Below are 18,631 nucleotides of genomic sequence, written 5' to 3' on the forward strand. Positions count from 1 at the left end.
TATTTATCCTTTCAATATCTGTTGTAAAACATGTAAATCATGATTTAGATTATTATCTTCTGTACGTAAACTTTCGATTGTTCGGACAGCATGTAATACGGTCGTATGATCACGACCACCAAAAGATTCACCAATTGATGGGTAGCTTTTTGAGGTAAGATTTTTAGCAAGCCACATGGCTACTTGTCTTGGCCTAACAATTGAGCGTGAACGTTTTGATGAAAATAAATCAGAAACTTTTATTTTAAAGTATTCAGCAACTGTTCTTTGAATATTTTCTATAGTAATCTGCCGATTAACTGCACCAATTAAATCTTTAAGTGACTCTTTAGCTAGATCAAGATCAATTTTTCGCATATGAAACGAAGCGAATGCAATTACTTTTTTTAAAGCACCTTCAAGTTCTCGGACGTTAGACCGTAAATGTTTAGCGATGTAAAAAGCAACATCATCACTCAAAGTAATCTTATCAATTTCTGCCTTCTTTTTTAAAATTGCTACCCGCATTTCAGTTTCTGGTGGTTCAATTTGAACAGTCAACCCCCAGTCAAAGCGAGTAATCAGCCGATCATCAAGGCCTGAAATATCTTTTGGGTAAGTATCACAACTAATAACAATTTGTTTATGAGATTCAATCAGTGTATTAAAAACAAAGAAAAGTTCTTCTTGTGTCCGGTTTTTTCCATTTAGGAATTGAACATCATCAAGAAGTAAAACATCAAGTGAGCGGTAATATTTCTTGAAACTATCAAAAGATTTTTTCTGATAAGCACGAACTACATCAGAGTAATAATCTTCCGCATGTACATAACGTACAATAGTTTGTGGGCTATATTGTAAAATATAATTACCAATGGCATGCATAAGATGGGTTTTACCCAAACCAGTGCTACCATAAATAAATAATGGATTATATGTTGAATCACCTGGATTACGAGCAACTTGTATTGCAGCTGCACGTGCCAGTTCATTTGCTCTGCCAACAATTAAGTTTTCAAAGGTAAAATTAAGAATTAAACGGGTTTTTTCATAAAAAGCCAGTTTTTCAACAGACATTTTTTCGTTTTTTTCTGTCGTAATTACATCAACGATAGTAGATTTAATGGTGGAAGCAGTATCAGATACTATATGTTTTTCTAGCAATGGTGGTCTGATGGAGTTTTCTGCCACCAGTAAGGAAATTGAAACGGGGGAAGAGAAAAAAGTCAGGGCTAATTCTTCAATGCGAGTAAGGTAACGTTCCTTTGTCCATTTGAGAATGAAACCATTTGGCGCTAATAGGCGTAAACCATTTTCAGGCTCCCCCTCGCCTTCGAGACGAAGCGGACGTATCCAGGTATTAAATTGCTGGGGAGGAAGTTCTTGTTCGAACTGATTCAAACAAAAAGCCCAAAAACTATTAATCGCATGCATTAGGGATAAGTGTTTTCTTGGTCCACGAGATAACTCGGCTGGGGTATCCAAACCAGTCCTATTATTTTAACCTGTTAGAAAATAGTTATCCACAAGGTGACATGGTAAAAAATTTAGGATTTTTAAATAATTCTTGACAAACAATGAACTATCAATGTTTAATGCGAAACTTTCACTGTAACGAAAACTGAAGGTTTGCTCATGAAACGTACTTATCAGCCATCTGTCATCCGCCGTAAACGCACTCATGGTTTTCTTGTCCGCATGTCAACCCGCAGCGGTCGGGCTGTCATCCGCGCTCGGCGCGCCAAGGGGCGCCATCGCCTAGCGGTCTAGGCTTAGTATCTGCGGATCAAACAACTGCACGAGTCAAAATCGGAAGCTATGGTCCCATCCTTAGCCCCAGACAGGCTGGGTTTTCCACGACAGTATCGATTGACAAAAACGGATGAATATTCATCCGTTTTTGGTTTCAGGAAAGCTCTGAAAAGTCAGCATTTCCTGTTGCATTACCGGATCCGTTCTTCTTCCGATGTGGGAGATGGTGCCCGGCTCGGACTGGTTGTTGCCAAGCGATTGTTACGTCGCGCCATTGATCGTAATCTAATACGGCGTCTTGCAAGAGAAAGCTTCCGTGTGCTGCGTCCCCGTCTGATGCCAAGAGACTTGGTTTTACGATTGGTAAATCGCCCCGACTCGCTCGATCGAAAAGCGCTGGCAAAGGAGATTCGCAATCTGATGCAAAAAACCATGTCGAATTCTTGGTAAACCAATGAAAAACATGATTCTGCTCATGATTCGTTTTTACCGTCTGGTCGTCAGTCCGATGCTCGGACAACGTTGCCGGTTTGTTCCAAGCTGTTCTGAATACACATCAGAAGCCATTGAAAAGCATGGCGTTTTTAAAGGAATTTGCTTGGGAGTCGCCCGTATCTTTCGTTGCCATCCGTGGAATCCGGGTGGTTTCGACCCTGTTCCATGATTTCCGAAAATAGACCTCAATGGATAATAAGAGACTGATTTTATTAGTGATTTTTTTTATTTCCCTATTTATGTTGTGGGATGCATGGCAAAAGCAAAATCGTCTTCCCGCGCCGGTAACGCAAGCGCAAACGCAAACGGCAACTCAAGGTAGTGTTGTGCCCACGCCATCTGCTCCGTCCGGGAATCCGGCGCCCGAGGCCATTCCCGAAGCTTTGCCCGCCGGTGAAAATAAAGTATCGGAAGCGATTACCATCAAGACTGACTTGCTGACGGCTAAAATTTCTCTTCAAGGCGGCGACATTGTCGAGCTTCTACTCAACGACTATAAAACTGTCGACGATAAAAACAAGGTATTTGCGTTGTTTGAGCCGAAACATCACTACGTCGCACAAAGTGGCTTGATCGGTGAAGGACTGGCGAATCACAAAACACAATTCTCAGCGCTTGCCGGGCCACGCGAGCTGGGTGCTGATGATAAAACCGTGCAACTGCGTCTGGAAGCGACAACAGGCGGCGTTAAGGTCACCAAAATTTACACCTTTACTCGTGGCAGCTACCTGATCGATGTCACGCAAGAAATTGACAATGGCAGCCAAAAAACACTTTCCGCTCATGCTTACTATCAATTACAGCGAGATACGGTGACGCCTGATGGGGAGAGCGGCATGGCGAAAATTTTTACCGGCCCGGCTGTGTATTCCGAGCAGGAAAAATACCAAAAAATCAGTTTTGAAGACATCGAAAAAGGCAAGGCAAAATTTATCGAGAAAGCCAATGACGGCTGGATTGCCATGGTCCAGCATTATTTTGTCTCAGCGTGGATTCCGCAAGAAAATCTACCCCGCGAATATTTCGTTCGCAAGCTGGGCGCCGATATTTCAGCAGGCGTGATCGTGCCGATGCCGCAGGTTGCTCCGGGCGAAAAAACTAGCCGATCAGTTTCGCTCTACGCCGGGCCGCAGATTCAGTCCATCCTCAATCAGCTTGCCAAGCCGGTTGCAGAAGGCGGTATCGGTGCAAAAGGTTTGGCGCTGGTGGTCGATTACGGCTGGCTAACCATCGTCGCCGCCCCGATTTTCTGGTGTCTAGAAATGATCCACAAACTGGTCGGCAACTGGGGGTGGGCAATCATCATCCTGACTATCATCATCAAGCTGCTGTTCTTCCCGCTCTCGGCGGCAAGTTATAAGTCGATGGCTAAAATGAAGGCGGTGGCACCTCGTATGAATGCGCTCAGAGAGCGCTATGGCGATGACAAACAGCGCCTCAACCAGGAACTGATGAATTTTTACCGTACCGAAAAAATTAATCCGCTGGGCGGCTGTCTGCCGATCCTGATCCAGATTCCGGTATTTCTCGCCCTATATTGGGCGCTCCTGGGCGCGGTTGAAATGCGAGATGCGCCGTGGATTTTCTGGATCAAGGATCTCTCTTCCAAAGACCCGTACTACGTTCTACCGATCATCATGGCTGTCACCATGTTTATCCAGACCAAACTAAACCCGACGCCGCCTGACCCGATGCAAGCCAAGGTCATGCTGATGATGCCGCTGATATTTGGTTTTATGTTCCTTTTCTTCCCGGCTGGGCTGGTTCTGTACTGGGTCGTCAATAACATTTTTTCCATTGTCCAGCAATGGCAGATCACGCGGATGATCGAAAGCGGCAACAAGGCGGCCAACGATACCAAGGCCTGAAGCAGCGGGACGGCTGTTCTGGAACGTATGGTGAAAAAATCGGGGCGGTTGAAGCATCGCTTTAGCCGCCCGTTTTTTTGTACTGACAAAGATGCATGAACACCCTACGCTATCCGTCCGAAACCATTGCCGCCATTGCAACCGCTGCCGGGCGGGGCGGTGTCGGTATCGTCAGGATATCCGGGCAGAATCTCGCCGAATTTGCCCGGCAACTGTGCGGTAGTCTCCCGTCGCCGCGTATGGCGGCACTAACCAGCTTTCGTGCCGCTGATCAATCGCCGATTGACAGCGGCTTGATACTTTATTTTCCCGCACCGCATTCCTTTACCGGCGAAGATGTCATTGAGCTGCACGGTCACGGTGGGCCAATTGTCCTCAATTTGCTGCTGAGGCGCTGCCTGGATCTGGGCGCCCGGCTTGCCGAGCCGGGAGAATTTACGCGACGCGCCTACCTCAATGGCAAGATCGATTTAACGCAAGCCGAAGCGGTTGCCGATCTCATCGACGCCGCCAGTGCCGCCGCCGCCCGCAGCGCCGCACGCTCTTTACAAGGCGAATTTTCACGGGAAATTGATGAATTACTCGACGCGCTAACCCGGTTGCAAGCACTTACCGAAGCCACGCTTGATTTTCCCGGCGAGGAAATCGATTTTCTGGAGTCTGCCAATGCATTTGGCCAGCTCGAAGAGTTACAAAATCACCTCGATGCCGTATTTGACCGCGCCCGGCAAGGCCGTTTGCTGCAAGAAGGATTACATGTTGTCATCGTTGGCCAGCCGAATGTCGGTAAATCAAGTCTACTCAACTGTCTGATTGGCGACGAATTGGCCATTGTTACGCCAATCGCCGGCACCACGCGCGATATCGTCAGTGGAACTCTGCATATCGAGGGCATTCCGCTGCATATCATCGATACCGCCGGCCTGCGTGATACGGATGATGAAGTCGAACGGATCGGCATTGACCGCGCCTGGCGAGAAATCAACCGTGCCGATGCCATTATCCTGCTTGTCGACAGCCGATCGGGCGTTAGCGAAAGCGACCGAAAAATCCTTGCGCGCCTGCCGCAGCAACCTGCGCATTTGATCATTCACAACAAGATCGATCTTGTCGAAAAAGACGATTGCCGTGCCGAACGTCAGGAAAACGGCAATAGCGTCTCATTGTTTCTTTCCGCCCAAACGGGAGAGGGCGTCGAATTGCTGCGCCGCGAGCTACTGCGCATTGCCGGCTGGCATCCAGCCGAAAATGTTTTCATTGCCCGCGAACGCCATTTGCAGGCGCTGGCCCAAACCCGGGAACATCTTGCCCAGGCATGCAGCCAATTGCCGCAACTCGAACTGTTTGCGGAAGAACTGCGCCTTGCCCAACGCGCACTCGCTTCGATCACTGGCGCTTTTACCACCGACGATCTGTTGGGCAAAATATTTAGCCAATTCTGTATCGGAAAATAGGCGACCTTCCATTGTGTTTCGATAGTTCTTGGAAGTTATTTTCCATGGGAGGAAGAAATTTCCGCATTAATGGTAAGGTCTCGCCAAGAAAATTGCGTACCGGGTGATACTCAATCTATTTACGAGTACCGATCAAATCAGCGCTGTACATAGGATTGGCATCGCTTTAGGGTCAGACGGATTCGGTATTAAGGCGATCGACCTGTTCGCGGATTTTCGAGGTTTCGTCTAGCCTGAGAATGCGGCGGACGCTGTGCGCCAATGCACCGGCATCGCTTTGTTTGATCCGCTGTTTGACGCTGGGGATGTGTGCCGGGAACATCGAAAATCCACGCAGCCCCATGCCGAGCAGCAGGCGTGTCATGTGCGGATCGCCCGCCAGTTCGCCGCAGATCGATACCGGCACCCCTGCTTTATTGCCGCTGCCGATGACATACGCCAATAGCCGGAGAATGGCTGGATGCAGCGGGTCGTAAAGATGGGCAACCTGCTCGTCGCTGCGATCGATGGCCAACGTATACTGGATCAGGTCGTTGGTCCCGATGGAGAGAAAATTCAGCTTGCGCAGGAACAGGCTGGCAGTCAGCGCTGCCGCTGGCACTTCGATCATGCCGCCGATTTCGATGGTTTCGTCAAAAGCGATTCGTTCGCCGCGCAGGCTCGCTTTGGCCTGTTCGACGGCCGCCAGGGACTGGTTGATCTGGTGTTCGTGCGAAAGCATCGGAATCAGAATTCTCGCCTTGCCGTATTTTGAGGCGCGCAGAATAGCGCGCAACTGAGCATGAAAGAATTTTGGTTCGGCCAGTGAGAGGCGGATCGAGCGCAACCCTAATGCCGGGTTGATGTGTTTTCGCCCGATCGTCATTTGCGGCGAATCCAGATGCTTGTCGTTGCCTAGGTCGAAGGTGCGGATCGTCACCGGTCTCCCATCCATACCCTTGACGACTTTGCGGTATGCCTCGAACTGTTCCTCCTCGCTGGGCATGCCGCCGCGCCCGAGGAAAATAAATTCCGTGCGCAGCAGGCCGACGCCTTCCGCGCCGACATCCAGCGCAGCATTGACTTCACCCGGCTCGTCGAGGTTGGCCAACATCTCAATCTTGACCTTATCGAGCGTGGTGGCGCGTGCTGACTTGAGCAGTTTGAGCCGGGCGCGTTCGATCTCGAACCCGCTTTTCTTGAGTTGATATTCTTCGAGAATGCGCGAATCAGGATTGACGATAACGACGCCGCGCTCACCGTCGATGATTAATTGCTCGCCGTTGCGGATCAATCGACGGGCCGTGTGCAGGCCGAGTACCGCCGGGATGCTCATGCCGCGCGCCAAGATGGCAGTATGAGACGTAGCGCCGCCAACATCGGTGATGAAGGAAACGAAATTGTGATCCTTGTAGGCCACGATGTCCGCCGGCGAGAGATCATGAGCGACGGCGATCAGCGGCTCGCTGCGATTCGCCTTGGCGATACGGTTGCTGGCCGAATTGCGGCCGGTCAGTTCGCGCACGACGCGCTCGACGACCTGGCAGACATCGTAGCGGCGTTCGCGCAGGTAAGGATCGTCGATGGCATCGAACTGTTCGACCAGCAGCTCCATCTGCTGGACGATGGCCCATTCGGCGTTACAGCGGCGCTCGCGAATGATTTGCTTGGGCGCTTCCGACAGGTCGGCGTCGGAAAGAATCATCACGTGCAGATCGACGAAGGCGCTGACGTCGGTTGTCATGTTGCCGGCGTCCTCGCGTAAGGATTCGAGTTCTGCGCGTACTTTGGCCATTGCCGCTTCAAAACGGGCAATCTCCTTGTCGATCTGGCGCGGTGTGATGAACAGGTGCGACACTTCCAGTGTCGCCTGTGAAACCAGGTGTGCTCGCCCGATGGCTATCCCGCTGGAAACAGCCAGGCCGTGCAGAGTAAAGCTGATTGTCACGTCATTCGCCTTCGCCGAATTTATCGCCGATTAACTTGATGATCGCTTCAAGCGCTGGCTGTTCATCCTCGCCGATGGTTTCGATGATGACGGTCGAGCCTTTAGCTGCTGCCAGCATCATGACGCCCATGATGCTTTTTGCGTTGACGCGACGGGTGCCTTTCTCCATCCAGACGTCGGCGCTGAAACCGGACGCCAGTTGCGTCAGCTTGGCTGATGCACGGGCGTGCAGCCCGAGTTTGTTGATGATCTGAACTTCAGCGCGTGCCATATTTACAAATGTCCTCGTATCGGTGATTGGCGCGGTGGTGATATCCGCTCCTGTTCCTGTGCGTCGCCATTGACGACGCGCCAGCCAAAGCTATTCTACTCAGGGATTGCATTCTTGCCGATACCATGATGTCGTTCTATGGGGTGCAGTGGCGCTCCAGTGCGGCGATCAACAGTGCTGCGGCGTCGAAGCCGCTATCCCGGGCGATCTCGACCATGCAGGTCGGGCTGGTGACGTTGATTTCGGTCAGATAGTCGCCGATCACGTCGATGCCGACGAACAGTAACCCGCGTGCGGTGAGCATCGGCGCCAGTGCCTCGGCGATTTCACGGTCACGCGCGCTGAGCGGCTGTACAAGGCCGCGCCCGCCGACCGCCAGATTGCCGCGCGTTTCTCCGGCTTTCGGGATACGCGCCAGACAGTACGGGACGACCTGGCCGTCGACGATTAGGATACGTTTGTCGCCCTGGCTGATTTCCGGGATGTGGCGTTGTGCCATGATCGTGCGCCGTCCCAGCCGGGTCAGTGTTTCGATGATGACATTACGGTTCGGGTCGTCGGCGCGCACGCGGAATATCTGGCTGCCGCCCATGCCGTCGAGCGGTTTGAGGACACAATCCCGCTGTGCGTCGATGAACGCCTGGATCAGCGCGGCTTCGCGCGCAACCAGCGTCGGGGCGGTGAACTGCGGAAATTCCAGAATGGCAAGCTTTTCCGAATGATCGCGCAGGGCGGCCGGGCGGTTGAATACGCGCGCCCCTTCTGCCTCGGCGCGTTCGAGCAGCCAGGTGGCGGTAACGTACTCCATGTCAAAAGGCGGATCCTTGCGCATCAGTACGGCGGAAAAATCATGCAGCGATAACGTCTCACGAGCGATCTCTTGATACCAGCAGGCGTCGTTGTCGGAAATTTCCAGATGGGCGGCCTCGGCGCAGACGCCATGCGGGACGGCGGCATACAGGGCGGGCTGTTCGATGACCCAGACGGCGTGCCCCGCATTGCGTGCGGCGCGCATCATGGCGATGCTTGAATCTTTGGCCGGGTTGAGTGTATCCGGCGGGTCGATGATGAAGGCGATGCGCATCAGAGTGCCTCCTCCGACGGCTCGGTACGTTCGATTTCCAGCGCGGCCGCCAGCAAAGCCAGCCGCGCGACGACGCCGTAGGCGTAAAAACGGTTGGGCGGTGCATCCGGGGTCTGCTGGCAATCGGGCAGCGAGCAGCAGGTCTCAAAAGCCAGCGGTTCAAAATGCATGCCCGGCGCGTTGAGGTTTTCATCGATGCCGCGCTCGCCGTGAACGCGATAAAAGCCACCGACGACAAAGCGGTCGATCATATACACCACCGGTTCGGCAACGCCGGCCTTGCCGTCCTTCTCGACGCGCTCGAAGGTATGCACGCCTTCCTGGATAATGACCTGGCTGACGTTCAACCCTTCCTTGATGACCGACATTTTGTTGCGCTGACGGCGGTTGAGGCCGATCACTTCGTCGGCGCTCCTGACCGTCATGACGCCCATGCCGTAAGTACCGGCGTCCGCTTTGACAATGACAAACGGCGTCTCCTCGATACCGTATTCCTGATATTTCTGGCGAATCAGCGCCAGGACGACATTAACGCTATCGGCCAGGCATTCTTCGCCCTGACGCCCGTGAAAGTCGATGTGTTTGCAAACGGAGAAATACGGATTGATCCGCCAGGGATCGATACCGATGAGCTGGGCGAATTCGTCCGCGATCTCGTCGTAAGCCGCGAAATGATTGGATTTGCGACGCATTGCCCAGCCTGCATGTACGGGCGGCAGCACGAATTGTTCGTCGAGATTCTTCAGAATGTCGGGAATGCCGGCGGACAGGTCGTTGTTGAGCAAAATCGCGCAGGGATCAAAATCTTTCAGCCCCAGGCGGTTGCCGCTACGCACCAGCGGCTCCAGCAATAGCGACTGACCGTTGGGCAGCTCGACCGGCGTTGGCGCCTGGATGTCCGGAATCAGCGTACCGATGCGGATGTTCAGGCCAGTCATGCGGAAAATGTTGACGAGCTGCGCCACGTTTTGTAGATAGAACTGGTTGCGCGTGTGGTTTTCGGGAATCAGCAACAGACTTTTGGCGTTTGGGCAGATTTTTTCAATGGCGCTCATCGCCGCCTGCACGCACAGCGGCATGAAATCGGCCGACAGATTGTTGAAGCCGCCGGGAAAGAGGTTCATGTCGATAGGCGCCAGCTTGAAGCCGGCGTTGCGCAGATCGACCGAGCCGTAAAAAGGCGGCGTATGTTCCTGCCACTGGCTGCGCAACCAGCGCTCGATGTCGGGCGCAGCATCAAGAAAACGTTTTTCGAGTTCAAGCAGCGGGCCGTTCAATGCGGTGGTGAGGTGGGGTACCATGATTTCTCCTGTCTCTTTTCTAATCCACGGGAGGGGCGGACGAAATCGGAAAATGCGCTTGCGCTTGAATGTCTTTCATGACTTCGATTTTTCCGGTCCCGATGTTTCGCTGTCATTTGGCAGAAAGGTGCGAAAGAACGCAGGCAACGGCGCCTGTTCCAGGCTGCGTTGCGTAAAGAGAAAGCGACCGTCGCAGACGAAGCCCAGATCCGCCCAATCGACGGCGTTAAGCGCTGACGCCAGCTGCCGGACGTCGGTTTCTGGCCGATGCGGGAAAATTGCCAATACCGCCCCATCATAATGCGGGCAATCATGCACGAAAAAGGGTTGCTGCCGGCGTGTCTTGTTATTGACGTAAACCCGCGGCAGGGCGGATTGATAATAACCGCGCCCCCAGTGCCACCAGTTGCTTTCGTCGAATTTGCGGATGCGCCGGGCCAGCAGGTGCGCCTTGTGCGGCAGCAGGGCGGGCGGCGGTGCGTCCGGTGCGCACCAGATCATCCGGCGCGTTTTGCCGTCGGCAACGGTGGATGAGCAGACGAAATCGCGGTTGCCGTGCGTTTCGCTGGCGTAGAGCGCATCGGCCCCCGAGACGGCGCCTACTTTGACGAAGGCGATGTCGCGCAGCGACAGGGGATAATCGTTTCGGGTAAAAAGCAGCTGGCCGTTGTTTTCGGCAAAACGCCGTATTTCCCGCTGCAATTGCGCAAGGCAAGTGGCCGGCTGCCCGGCGCCAAGCGCGCTGTAGCGCGTGCGCCGATCGTAATTGCCAAGTTCAAAGCGCCAGATAGCGCAGTTTGGCGTGACTTCATCGAACAGGTGCAGATCGCCCAGATCGATGAAGTCGGTGATTGTGCCGGCTTCATAAAGCCGGCGGTTGAGTGGGATGGCCGAGGTGGCTTTGAGCAGATCGCGTGGCGTGATGAAGATCAGCTCGCCACGCGGTGCCAGATGGCACAGGCATTTTTCGATGAAAAAGAGGTAAAGATTGGCGCGGCCGTCGAGTACGCTGTTGCGTGTCAGGTAGCGCGTGGACTGTGGAATATCCTGGTAACGGACGTATGGCGGATTGCCGATGATTGTGGCGAAGCGTTCTTCTTCCGGGAGTTCAAAAAAATCCATGACCCGTGTTCCGGGTGGCGCGAAATCGGGATCGATCTCGATGCCGACGGCGCCGGGGAGATGCGCGAGAAAAGCGCCATTGCCGCAGGCAGGTTCCAGTACGCGCCCGTGATTGCGTACCAGTTTCAGCATACAGTCGACGATGGTAGGCGGCGTGAAAAACTGGCCGAGTCCAAAACCTTCGGTATCGTTGGGCAAGCGTTTGACGAAAGTGCGGGACATGGCGGCGGCTTTTCGTTCACTGATGCACGTCGGCTGACTGGCGTCCGGATGCCCGGTCTAGGCGGAATGGAGAAGCGTGGGGAATGGTGGAAATGGCGGGAGTGACAGGAATGACAGGAATGGCAAAGCGCAGGAACGCATTCGGCGCCGTGTCCGGCCTGGCCCGAAGCGCGGTCAACTGCCCATTCATTGTACGCGTGTTTCGCGTTCGGCCTGCCGCCGTTTGCGCTCAGCCTGGCGCTCGGCATCGCGTCTGGCGTGACGTGCCTGCCGCTCCTGCCGGCTACGCCCTTCTTCGGCGGCTTTTTGGCGATAGGCGGCTGCCTGGGCGGCTTTGTCGGCCTGCCGACGTTCGCGTTCGGCTGCGCGTTCCTGTTCCTTGCGGCGGTATTCTGCTGCTTGTCTTTGTTGTTCTGCTTCGCGCGCCTGATTATTGGTATTTCGCTCGGCCTCCCTGCGCTCGATTTCCATGCGCTGGACGTTGCGCAGAAAATCGCGCGCTGGAATGTCGATGTCGCGCGCCTGGAGAATGGTTTCGGTATAACGCGTCTTGGCGTCTCGCAAACAGTCGCTGACAAAGAACTTTTTGTAGCACTCCGCCTGCTCGGCCTCCAGGCGTTCTTCTGCCGCCTGCTGCATCGCCGCGGCGCGTTCGCGCTGGGCGTTGGCCTGTTCCGTCGTTTGCGGAATGGTCGCGGCTTCTTTTTGCTTAACCGCTGGTGAGCAGGCCGTAACCAGTAGCACCAGTATGCCCAGCAGTGCCGGCGGCAGGGCGGATAAATGACCAGATGCATTTCGTTGAGATCGATGCTGCTCAAACCTCATAAAGTATCTCCCCTTTATGGCACAGGGCGAATTGTCTCATGGAATGGCCGTAAATGGCGTCAAGAGGCCTGTTGCGCGGCGGCGCGTTTGTTAGAATGGCGCCTTGTCGTTCGTTTCGTTCATTTCTTTTTGATTCGGAGTGTGTTGTGAGAATCGTTTGTCTCGACCTGGAAGGCGTGCTGGTTCCAGAAATCTGGATTGAGTTTGCCGAACGTACCGGTATCCCTGAACTGCGGCGGACGACGCGCGATGAGCCGAACTACGACAAGCTCATGAAATACCGCCTCGATCTGCTGCGCCAGCACCAGCTGGGTTTGCCCGATATCCAGAATGTCATTGCCAGCATGGGGCCGATGCCGGGGGCGCGGGCATTTCTCGATAAGTTGCGTGAGGATTACCAGGTCATCATTCTTTCCGACACTTTTTATGAATTTGCGCATCCGCTGATGCGCCAGCTGGCGTGGCCGACGCTCTTCTGCCACAGCCTGGAAGCGGGCGCTGACGGCATGTTGACCGGCTATCGCCTGCGTATGCCGCAACAAAAACGGGAAGCGGTGGTGCGCCTGCGTGAGATGAATTTCACCGTCGTCGCCGCGGGCGATTCCTATAACGACACGGCAATGCTCGGTGTGGCGCATGCGGGCATCCTGTTTCATCCGCCGGAAAATGTTGTGCGCGAATTTCCGCAATATCCGGTCACTGAAAACTATGATGCGCTGCGTGCCGAAATCGATAAAGCATTTGCGCGCATTTGAGGTTGGGATTGTCGTTGTGTTTCTCGCCCTGCCCTGAATTTTCGGACGTCTCGTCTGTATTTTTGCTGCGTATCGGTGCAGGCTGTGCGCCGCTTCCATGATCGTCCTCAGGAATCTTACGTTACGGCGTGGCGCCAGGCGGGTGCTTGATGAGGCTTCTGCCGTCATTAACCCCGGCGAGAAGATTGGCCTGGTTGGCCGCAACGGTGCGGGCAAGTCCTCGTTGTTCGCTTTGCTTGCCGGTACGCTGCACGAAGATGCCGGTGAATGCCTGGTACCGTCTGTCTGGCGGCTAGCGCAAGTTGCCCAGGAGATGCCGGAAACAGCGCAGAGCGCGACGGATTTCGTCATTGCCGGGGATGCGTTCCTGATGGCGGCGCAGGCCGAGGCGCACGCTGCGGAGGCTTCCGGTAATGGCGAACGCATGGCGCATGCCTATACGGCGCTGACCGACGCAGGCGCACACGATGCGCATGCCCGGGCGCAGGCGTTAATTCTGGGGTTGGGCTTCCGCATGGACGAGCTGAACCGGCCGGTCAATAGTTTTTCCGGCGGCTGGCGTATGCGCCTGCAACTGGCGCGGGCGCTGATGTGTCCATCCGACCTGCTGCTACTCGATGAGCCGACCAACCACCTCGATCTCGATGCACTGGTCTGGCTGGAAAGCTGGCTCAAGCGCTACGAAGGCACGCTACTCGTCATTAGCCACGACCGTGAGTTCCTCGATGCCGTAACGCGCGTCACCTTGCATATCGAGCGCGGAAAGCTGACGCGTTATGGCGGCAACTACAGCGATTTCGAGGCCTTGCGCGCACAGCAGATGCTGTTGCAGCAAGCGGCCTATGAGAAACAGCAAGCACAGATTGCCCGCCTAACGAAATTTATCGACCGCTTCAAAGCCAAGGCGAGTAAGGCGCGCCAGGCACAAAGCCGGGTCAAGGCGCTCGAACGTATGGAGCGCCTCGCGCCGGTATTGGCCGAGGCTGAATTTTCCTTTGCATTCAATACTCCGACCGGACTGCCCAATCCGATGCTGGTGCTGCGCGATGTCGACTGCGGTTATCTGCCGCCGGTAGGTGCTTCGGCAGACACACCGCCGAGCCTTATCGTGCGCCAGGTGAGTTGCACGATCGCCGCCGGTCAGCGCATCGGTATCCTCGGCGCCAACGGGCAAGGTAAATCGACTTTGGTCAAAACACTGGTCGGCGCCTTGCCGCTGCTGTCGGGTGGGCGGGTCGAAGGCAAGGAGCTGTCGATCGGCTACTTCGCCCAGCAGGAGTTGGATGTGCTGCGGCCACGGGATTCACCGATCGAACATCTGACACGGCTTGCTCACACCGTATTGCCTGAGGGGGAATCGAGGCGTGAACAAGCGTTGCGCAATTATCTGGGCACGTTCAGTTTTACTGGCGATATGGCGTATCAGCCGGTCGGTACGATGAGCGGCGGTGAGAAAGCGCGTTTGGTGCTGGCGCTTATTGCCTGGCAGCGGCCGAATCTGCTGCTGCTTGATGAGCCGACCAACCATCTCGACCTGGCCACGCGCGAGGCGCTGTCCGTCGCACTGAACGAATTCGAAGGGGCGATGATTCTGGTCAGCCACGACCGTGCGCTATTGCGTGCGGTATGTGACGAGTTCTGGCTTGTGGCGCATGGGCGCGTTACCCCGTTCGATGGTGATCTCGACGATTACCAGCAGTTTCTCCTTGATGACGCGCGCCGGCAGCGTGAGGCGGAAAAACGGGCGCGTATGCAAAACGGGCAGGCAGAGCAAACGTCAGCGGTGCGAAAACGGGAATATGCGGCGGCTCGTCAGACCGCGGCGCAGCTGCGGTCGCTCAAGCGCGCGCAGGAAAAACTCGACAGTCAGTTACATACCCTGCAAATGCACAAACAGGCGATTGAAGCCCGTTTTGCTGAAGAAAGCCTGCCGGTCGATGAAATTACCGTACTGGGCAATGAACTCAAGGCACTGAATGAAGCGCTCGATGCCCAGGAAGAGCGCTGGCTAACACTTGCCGAAGAAATCGAGCGAATTGAGGCGGCGTCATCGTAGGAAAGCGTATGCAGCGCACTTACCGCCAAGACACGCTGCGCTATTCCGCATGCAAGCCGATCATCGCTTGCGCGCCCTGTAGAAATAGTTGCTTGCTTCGTCTATAAAAATACCCGCCCCGTGCGGGTCTACGCGGGGCGGGCAGGTGTGTTATTGGCTTTTTTGTTTTTGCTGATAGAAATTGGAAGGAATCATTTCTGTTTCAGAAACCGATTTTCAGCAATACCACGCCCGAAATGACGGTTGCAATGAACGCCGATCCGTAGCAAAGCAGCTTGGCGCCCATGCCGGCATGGATGCCAAACTCGTGGAGCGAGTGGTAGGTGCGATGTACGGCAAACCACATGAACAGGGAAATGACGGCAAAGATGAAGCCCTTGCCAAAAAAGTTCTGGACGAAAGCCAGGACCTTTGGGTAGCTCATCGTATCCTGCGGTAACAGGATGCCCAATGGAACAGCAATACCGGTAATGAAAACCAGCGCCGGGCCGAATAGTGCAGAGAGCATGCCGCCGGCACCGAAGAGTCCCCAGAAAATGGGGGCATTGGAACGCTTACGAATTTTTTTCATGCAGCAATCCTCCCAACCAGGGCGATCAGTCCGAGAGCGGCGACAACCGCGGCCGTCAGCCCGCCTGCGATAATGGTGCCGGGCGCGAGCTTTTTACCGCCGATCCGAACGGGCGGCATGGTGATCGGCATGATCTTGAACCATGTATAGGCATGGTAAGCAATCGCAACCAGCAAGATCAGGTGAAAAATGATCGATACCGGGCTTTTCAGCGCGGCCAGCCAATCATTCCAGTAGGTTTCGCCTTGACTCAGGCGCACCAGCCCAACCAGCAGGACGATAGCGTAGGCAATGACGAACAGCGCTGTACTTTCATGGATCACATATTCGACGTAGAAGGGATTCTTCTTCCACCACCCCTCCATCGGACGAACATACGGTTTGCGTTTGCTCACTGGGCACCCCCTTTCGGCGACAGAAAGCGCAGGAAGTAGTCCTTTGCGGCTTCGATCTTGTTGAGATTGACGGCATTGCCCGGATCGACGTGTTTGGGGCACACCTCTGAGCAGTAGGCGACGGCGCTACATACATAAACGCCCTCCTCGGATGCAAGCAACTCCATACGCTGCTTGCTACCGCCATCGCGTGAATCCATGTTGTAGCGGTGCAGCAGCGCAATCGCGCCAGGGCCGATAAAGTCGGGGTTGAGGCCGTACTGCGGGCAGGCGGCATAACACAGCGTACAGTTAATGCACGAAGTGAATTGCATATATTCCTGCACCTGCGCGGGTGTTTGGATATATTCCCCCTCCTCAAGCGTTCTGGGTTCTTTGGGGATGATGTAAGGATGGACGCTTTCCAGTTTGTCAATGAACCCTGAAAAATCGACGACCAGATCCTTGTCGATCGGGAAATGTGAAAGTGCCTCGACGGTAATCCGGTTGGTTTGGCCTTCCTGGTAATAGTCGCGGATAAAAGTCTCGCAAGACAGTTTGGGAATGCCGTTGATCATCATGCCGCAACTGCCGCAGATCGCCATGCGACACGACCAGCGGAAAGTCAGCGTGCCATCGAAGTTGTCCTTGATGTACTGGATGCCTTGCAATACCGACATATCGTTGGTGAAAGGCACCTTGTAGACTTCGGAATGCGGCGCTTCGTCGCTTTCCGGCAGGTAGCGGAGCACCTCGATTTCAATGAATTTCTGTTCAGACATAGGCAGCCTTCCTTTCCGCATCGGCTTTTTCGCCTGCCGCACCGTAAACGCGCGCAGCAGGCGGTGATTTGGTAATCTTCACGTCGGTGTATTCAAGACGCGGTGCGGCGCCGGGCACATAGTATGCGTCGGAATGCTTGAGGAAGTTAACGTCATCGCGCTGCCCATAACCATCCAGCCGCTGGTGGGCGCCGCGCGACTCTTTGCGGTTGATGGCTGAATAGACGATGGATTGCGCCACGTCGAGCTGGTGGTCGAGTTCGATCGCTGTCAGCCAGTCGGTGTTCCAAACGCTGGTCTTATCGTCCAGTTCAATGTTCCGGAAACGCTCACGCAGTTCGGCCAGCTTGTCGCAGGTTTTCTGCATGGTGGCCTGTTCGCGGTAAATGCCGCAGCCTTCTTCCATTGCCTGCACCATTTCCTTGCGGATGTTGGCAACGCGCTCTTTAGCACCGTAGGCGGTTTGTGTCTTGAACGCAAGCACGCGGTTACGGGCGGCTTCGGCCTGCTTGAGCAGCGTATTGGTATCCCCGAATTCGAATGATTTGGCGGTTTCCGCGGCTTCTACACCTGCCAGTTTGCCGAAGACGACGAGCTCCGTCAGCGAGTTGGAGCCAAGCCGGTTGGCGCCGTGCAGGCCGACGTTCGAGCATTCCCCGATAGCGTACAGGCCGCGCAGTTTTGTCTGGCATTTGTTGTCGGTGGCAATGCCACCCATCGTGTAATGCACTGCCGGGCGTACCGGAATCGGCTGGATGGCCGGGTCGATGCCCAAGAAGGTTGCGGCCATTTCGCAGATCAGCGGCAAACGCTCATGCAGGCGCGCCTTGCCGAGATGGCGCAGGTCAAGATGTACGTGTTTGCCGAGTACCGGATCATCGAAAACGCGCCCCTTTTGCATCTCGAAATAGAAGGACTGGCTGAGTCGGTCGCGCGGGCCAAGTTCCATGTATTTATTCTTTGGTTTGTCCTGCATGGGACCCAGACCGTAATCCTGCAAATAGCGGTAACCATCCTTGTTGACCAGATAACCACCTTCGCCGCGGCAGGCTTCCGTGAACAGCAGGCCGGTGATTGGCATGCAGGTCGGGTGATACTGCACAAATTCCATATCGCGCAAGGGTACGCCGTGGCGGAAAACCGCACCCTGCACATCTCCGGTCACGATGCCGCCCAGCGTGCTTTCGCGGAAGATGCGTCCTGCGCCGCCGGTGGCGATAATGACCGATTTTCCCTGGATAAGGGTGAATTCGCCAGTTGCCATTTCAATGGCGACGATCCCCTGGCAGCGCCCCTCGTCTTCCAGAATATCAATACAAAAATATTCGTCGAAACGTTTGATTGAGGGAAACTGGATCGATGTCTGGAACAGGGTATGCAGGATGTGGAAGCCGGATTTATCGGCGGCAAACCACGTCCGCTCGATCTTCATGCCCCCGAAGGGGCGGACGTTGACTTTTCCTTCCGGCGTACGGCTCCATGGGCATCCCCAGTGCTCCAGCTGTGTCAGCTCAATGGGTGCTTGCTCAACGAAATATTCGACAACATCCTGCTCGCACAGCCAGTCGCCGCCGCCGACAGTGTCGTGGAAGTGGTGGTCCAGGTTATCTTCTTCCTTCTTGATGCCTGCCGCCCCGCCTTCGGCGGATACGGTATGGCTGCGCATCGGATAGACTTTGGATACCAGTGCGATTTTCAGCGCGGGATCGGCCTGGGCGACGGCGATTGCCGCACGTAATCCCGCACCTCCTCCGCCAACAACAACCACGTCTGCTTTATAGGTATTCACGCAT

18 protein-coding genes are annotated in these 18,631 nt (G+C 54.8%); 7 read left to right on the forward strand and 11 right to left on the reverse strand.

Annotated features, from left to right (window positions below):
* Positions 1-3: 3 nt before the first annotated feature.
* Entirely contained in the window at positions 4-1,413 is a 1,410-nt protein-coding gene (gene dnaA / locus ABCS64_RS10640; RefSeq protein ID WP_418891940.1) for a chromosomal replication initiator protein DnaA, read from the reverse strand.
* Positions 1,414-1,614: 201 nt separating this feature from the next.
* On the opposite strand from dnaA, the gene rpmH reads away from it, so the two are divergent.
* The 5 genes from rpmH (at position 1,615) to mnmE (ending at position 5,548) form a co-directional block, all read left to right on the forward strand.
* Entirely contained in the window at positions 1,615-1,749 is a 135-nt protein-coding gene (rpmH, locus tag ABCS64_RS10645; RefSeq protein WP_418891811.1) for a 50S ribosomal protein L34, read from the forward strand.
* 48 nt (positions 1,750-1,797) lie between these two features.
* Positions 1,798-2,181 carry a ribonuclease P protein component gene (rnpA, locus tag ABCS64_RS10650; RefSeq protein WP_418891812.1) on the forward strand — a complete coding sequence of 128 codons (384 nt, stop codon included), beginning with the start codon at positions 1,798-1,800 and terminating at the stop codon, positions 2,179-2,181.
* Positions 2,182-2,185: 4 nt separating this feature from the next.
* Entirely contained in the window at positions 2,186-2,395 is a 210-nt protein-coding gene (gene yidD / locus ABCS64_RS10655; protein WP_418891813.1) for a membrane protein insertion efficiency factor YidD, read from the forward strand.
* Between the two features lie 19 nt (positions 2,396-2,414).
* The gene (yidC, locus tag ABCS64_RS10660; RefSeq protein WP_418891814.1) at positions 2,415-4,094 is read left to right on the forward strand and encodes a membrane protein insertase YidC; all 1,680 of its coding nucleotides are present in this window, start codon (positions 2,415-2,417) and stop codon (positions 4,092-4,094) included.
* Positions 4,095-4,189: 95 nt separating this feature from the next.
* On the forward strand, positions 4,190-5,548 hold the full coding sequence (gene mnmE, locus ABCS64_RS10665) for a tRNA uridine-5-carboxymethylaminomethyl(34) synthesis GTPase MnmE (protein WP_418891815.1): 1,359 nt from the start codon (positions 4,190-4,192) through the stop codon (positions 5,546-5,548).
* A 172-nt stretch (positions 5,549-5,720) separates the two neighbouring features.
* Here the strand turns inward: mnmE and ptsP are convergent, their stop codons facing one another.
* The 6 genes from ptsP to ABCS64_RS10695 form a co-directional block, all read right to left on the reverse strand.
* Entirely contained in the window at positions 5,721-7,469 is a 1,749-nt protein-coding gene (ptsP, locus tag ABCS64_RS10670) for a phosphoenolpyruvate--protein phosphotransferase (protein ID WP_418891941.1), read from the reverse strand.
* Positions 7,470-7,476: 7 nt separating this feature from the next.
* Entirely contained in the window at positions 7,477-7,746 is a 270-nt protein-coding gene (locus tag ABCS64_RS10675; protein WP_418891816.1) for an HPr family phosphocarrier protein, read from the reverse strand.
* Between the two features lie 136 nt (positions 7,747-7,882).
* Complete coding sequence (gene gshB / locus ABCS64_RS10680) at positions 7,883-8,830, reverse strand: glutathione synthase (RefSeq protein ID WP_418891817.1); 948 nt, start codon at positions 8,828-8,830, stop codon at positions 7,883-7,885.
* Entirely contained in the window at positions 8,830-10,131 is a 1,302-nt protein-coding gene (gene gshA / locus ABCS64_RS10685; RefSeq protein WP_418891818.1) for a glutamate--cysteine ligase, read from the reverse strand. Before gshA ends, gshB begins: the two co-directional genes overlap by 1 nt.
* A 75-nt stretch (positions 10,132-10,206) precedes the next feature.
* Positions 10,207-11,475 (reverse strand): Eco57I restriction-modification methylase domain-containing protein, encoded by a 1,269-nt coding sequence (locus ABCS64_RS10690; protein ID WP_418891819.1) that lies wholly within the window; start codon positions 11,473-11,475, stop codon positions 10,207-10,209.
* Between the two features lie 186 nt (positions 11,476-11,661).
* The gene (locus ABCS64_RS10695; protein ID WP_418891820.1) at positions 11,662-12,300 is read right to left on the reverse strand and encodes a hypothetical protein; all 639 of its coding nucleotides are present in this window, start codon (positions 12,298-12,300) and stop codon (positions 11,662-11,664) included.
* 146 nt (positions 12,301-12,446) lie between these two features.
* Between ABCS64_RS10695 and thrH the strand changes: the two genes are divergently transcribed.
* Positions 12,447-13,055 carry a bifunctional phosphoserine phosphatase/homoserine phosphotransferase ThrH gene (gene thrH, locus ABCS64_RS10700; protein WP_418891821.1) on the forward strand — a complete coding sequence of 203 codons (609 nt, stop codon included), beginning with the start codon at positions 12,447-12,449 and terminating at the stop codon, positions 13,053-13,055.
* A 97-nt stretch (positions 13,056-13,152) separates the two neighbouring features.
* Positions 13,153-15,111, forward strand: coding sequence for an ABC-F family ATP-binding cassette domain-containing protein (locus ABCS64_RS10705; protein WP_418891822.1), 1,959 nt, complete (start codon positions 13,153-13,155; stop codon positions 15,109-15,111).
* Positions 15,112-15,313: 202 nt separating this feature from the next.
* On the opposite strand, the gene frdD is transcribed toward ABCS64_RS10705, so the two are convergent.
* Genes frdD through frdA form a run of 4 tightly spaced genes read right to left on the reverse strand, consistent with a single transcriptional unit; the run spans position 15,314 to position 18,627 of the window.
* Positions 15,314-15,682, reverse strand: coding sequence for a fumarate reductase subunit FrdD (gene frdD / locus ABCS64_RS10710; protein ID WP_418891823.1), 369 nt, complete (start codon positions 15,680-15,682; stop codon positions 15,314-15,316).
* Positions 15,679-16,077 carry a fumarate reductase subunit C gene (locus ABCS64_RS10715; protein WP_418891824.1) on the reverse strand — a complete coding sequence of 133 codons (399 nt, stop codon included), beginning with the start codon at positions 16,075-16,077 and terminating at the stop codon, positions 15,679-15,681. The genes frdD and ABCS64_RS10715 overlap by 4 nt, the downstream gene beginning before the upstream one ends.
* The gene (locus ABCS64_RS10720; protein WP_418891825.1) at positions 16,074-16,838 is read right to left on the reverse strand and encodes a succinate dehydrogenase/fumarate reductase iron-sulfur subunit; all 765 of its coding nucleotides are present in this window, start codon (positions 16,836-16,838) and stop codon (positions 16,074-16,076) included. Before ABCS64_RS10720 ends, ABCS64_RS10715 begins: the two co-directional genes overlap by 4 nt.
* The gene (gene frdA / locus ABCS64_RS10725) at positions 16,831-18,627 is read right to left on the reverse strand and encodes a fumarate reductase (quinol) flavoprotein subunit (protein ID WP_418891826.1); all 1,797 of its coding nucleotides are present in this window, start codon (positions 18,625-18,627) and stop codon (positions 16,831-16,833) included. Before frdA ends, ABCS64_RS10720 begins: the two co-directional genes overlap by 8 nt.
* Positions 18,628-18,631: the final 4 nt, after the last annotated feature.

This window comes from Dentiradicibacter hellwigii (assembly GCF_041770905.1).
Lineage (GTDB): Bacteria > Pseudomonadota > Gammaproteobacteria > Burkholderiales > Rhodocyclaceae > Propionivibrio > Propionivibrio hellwigii.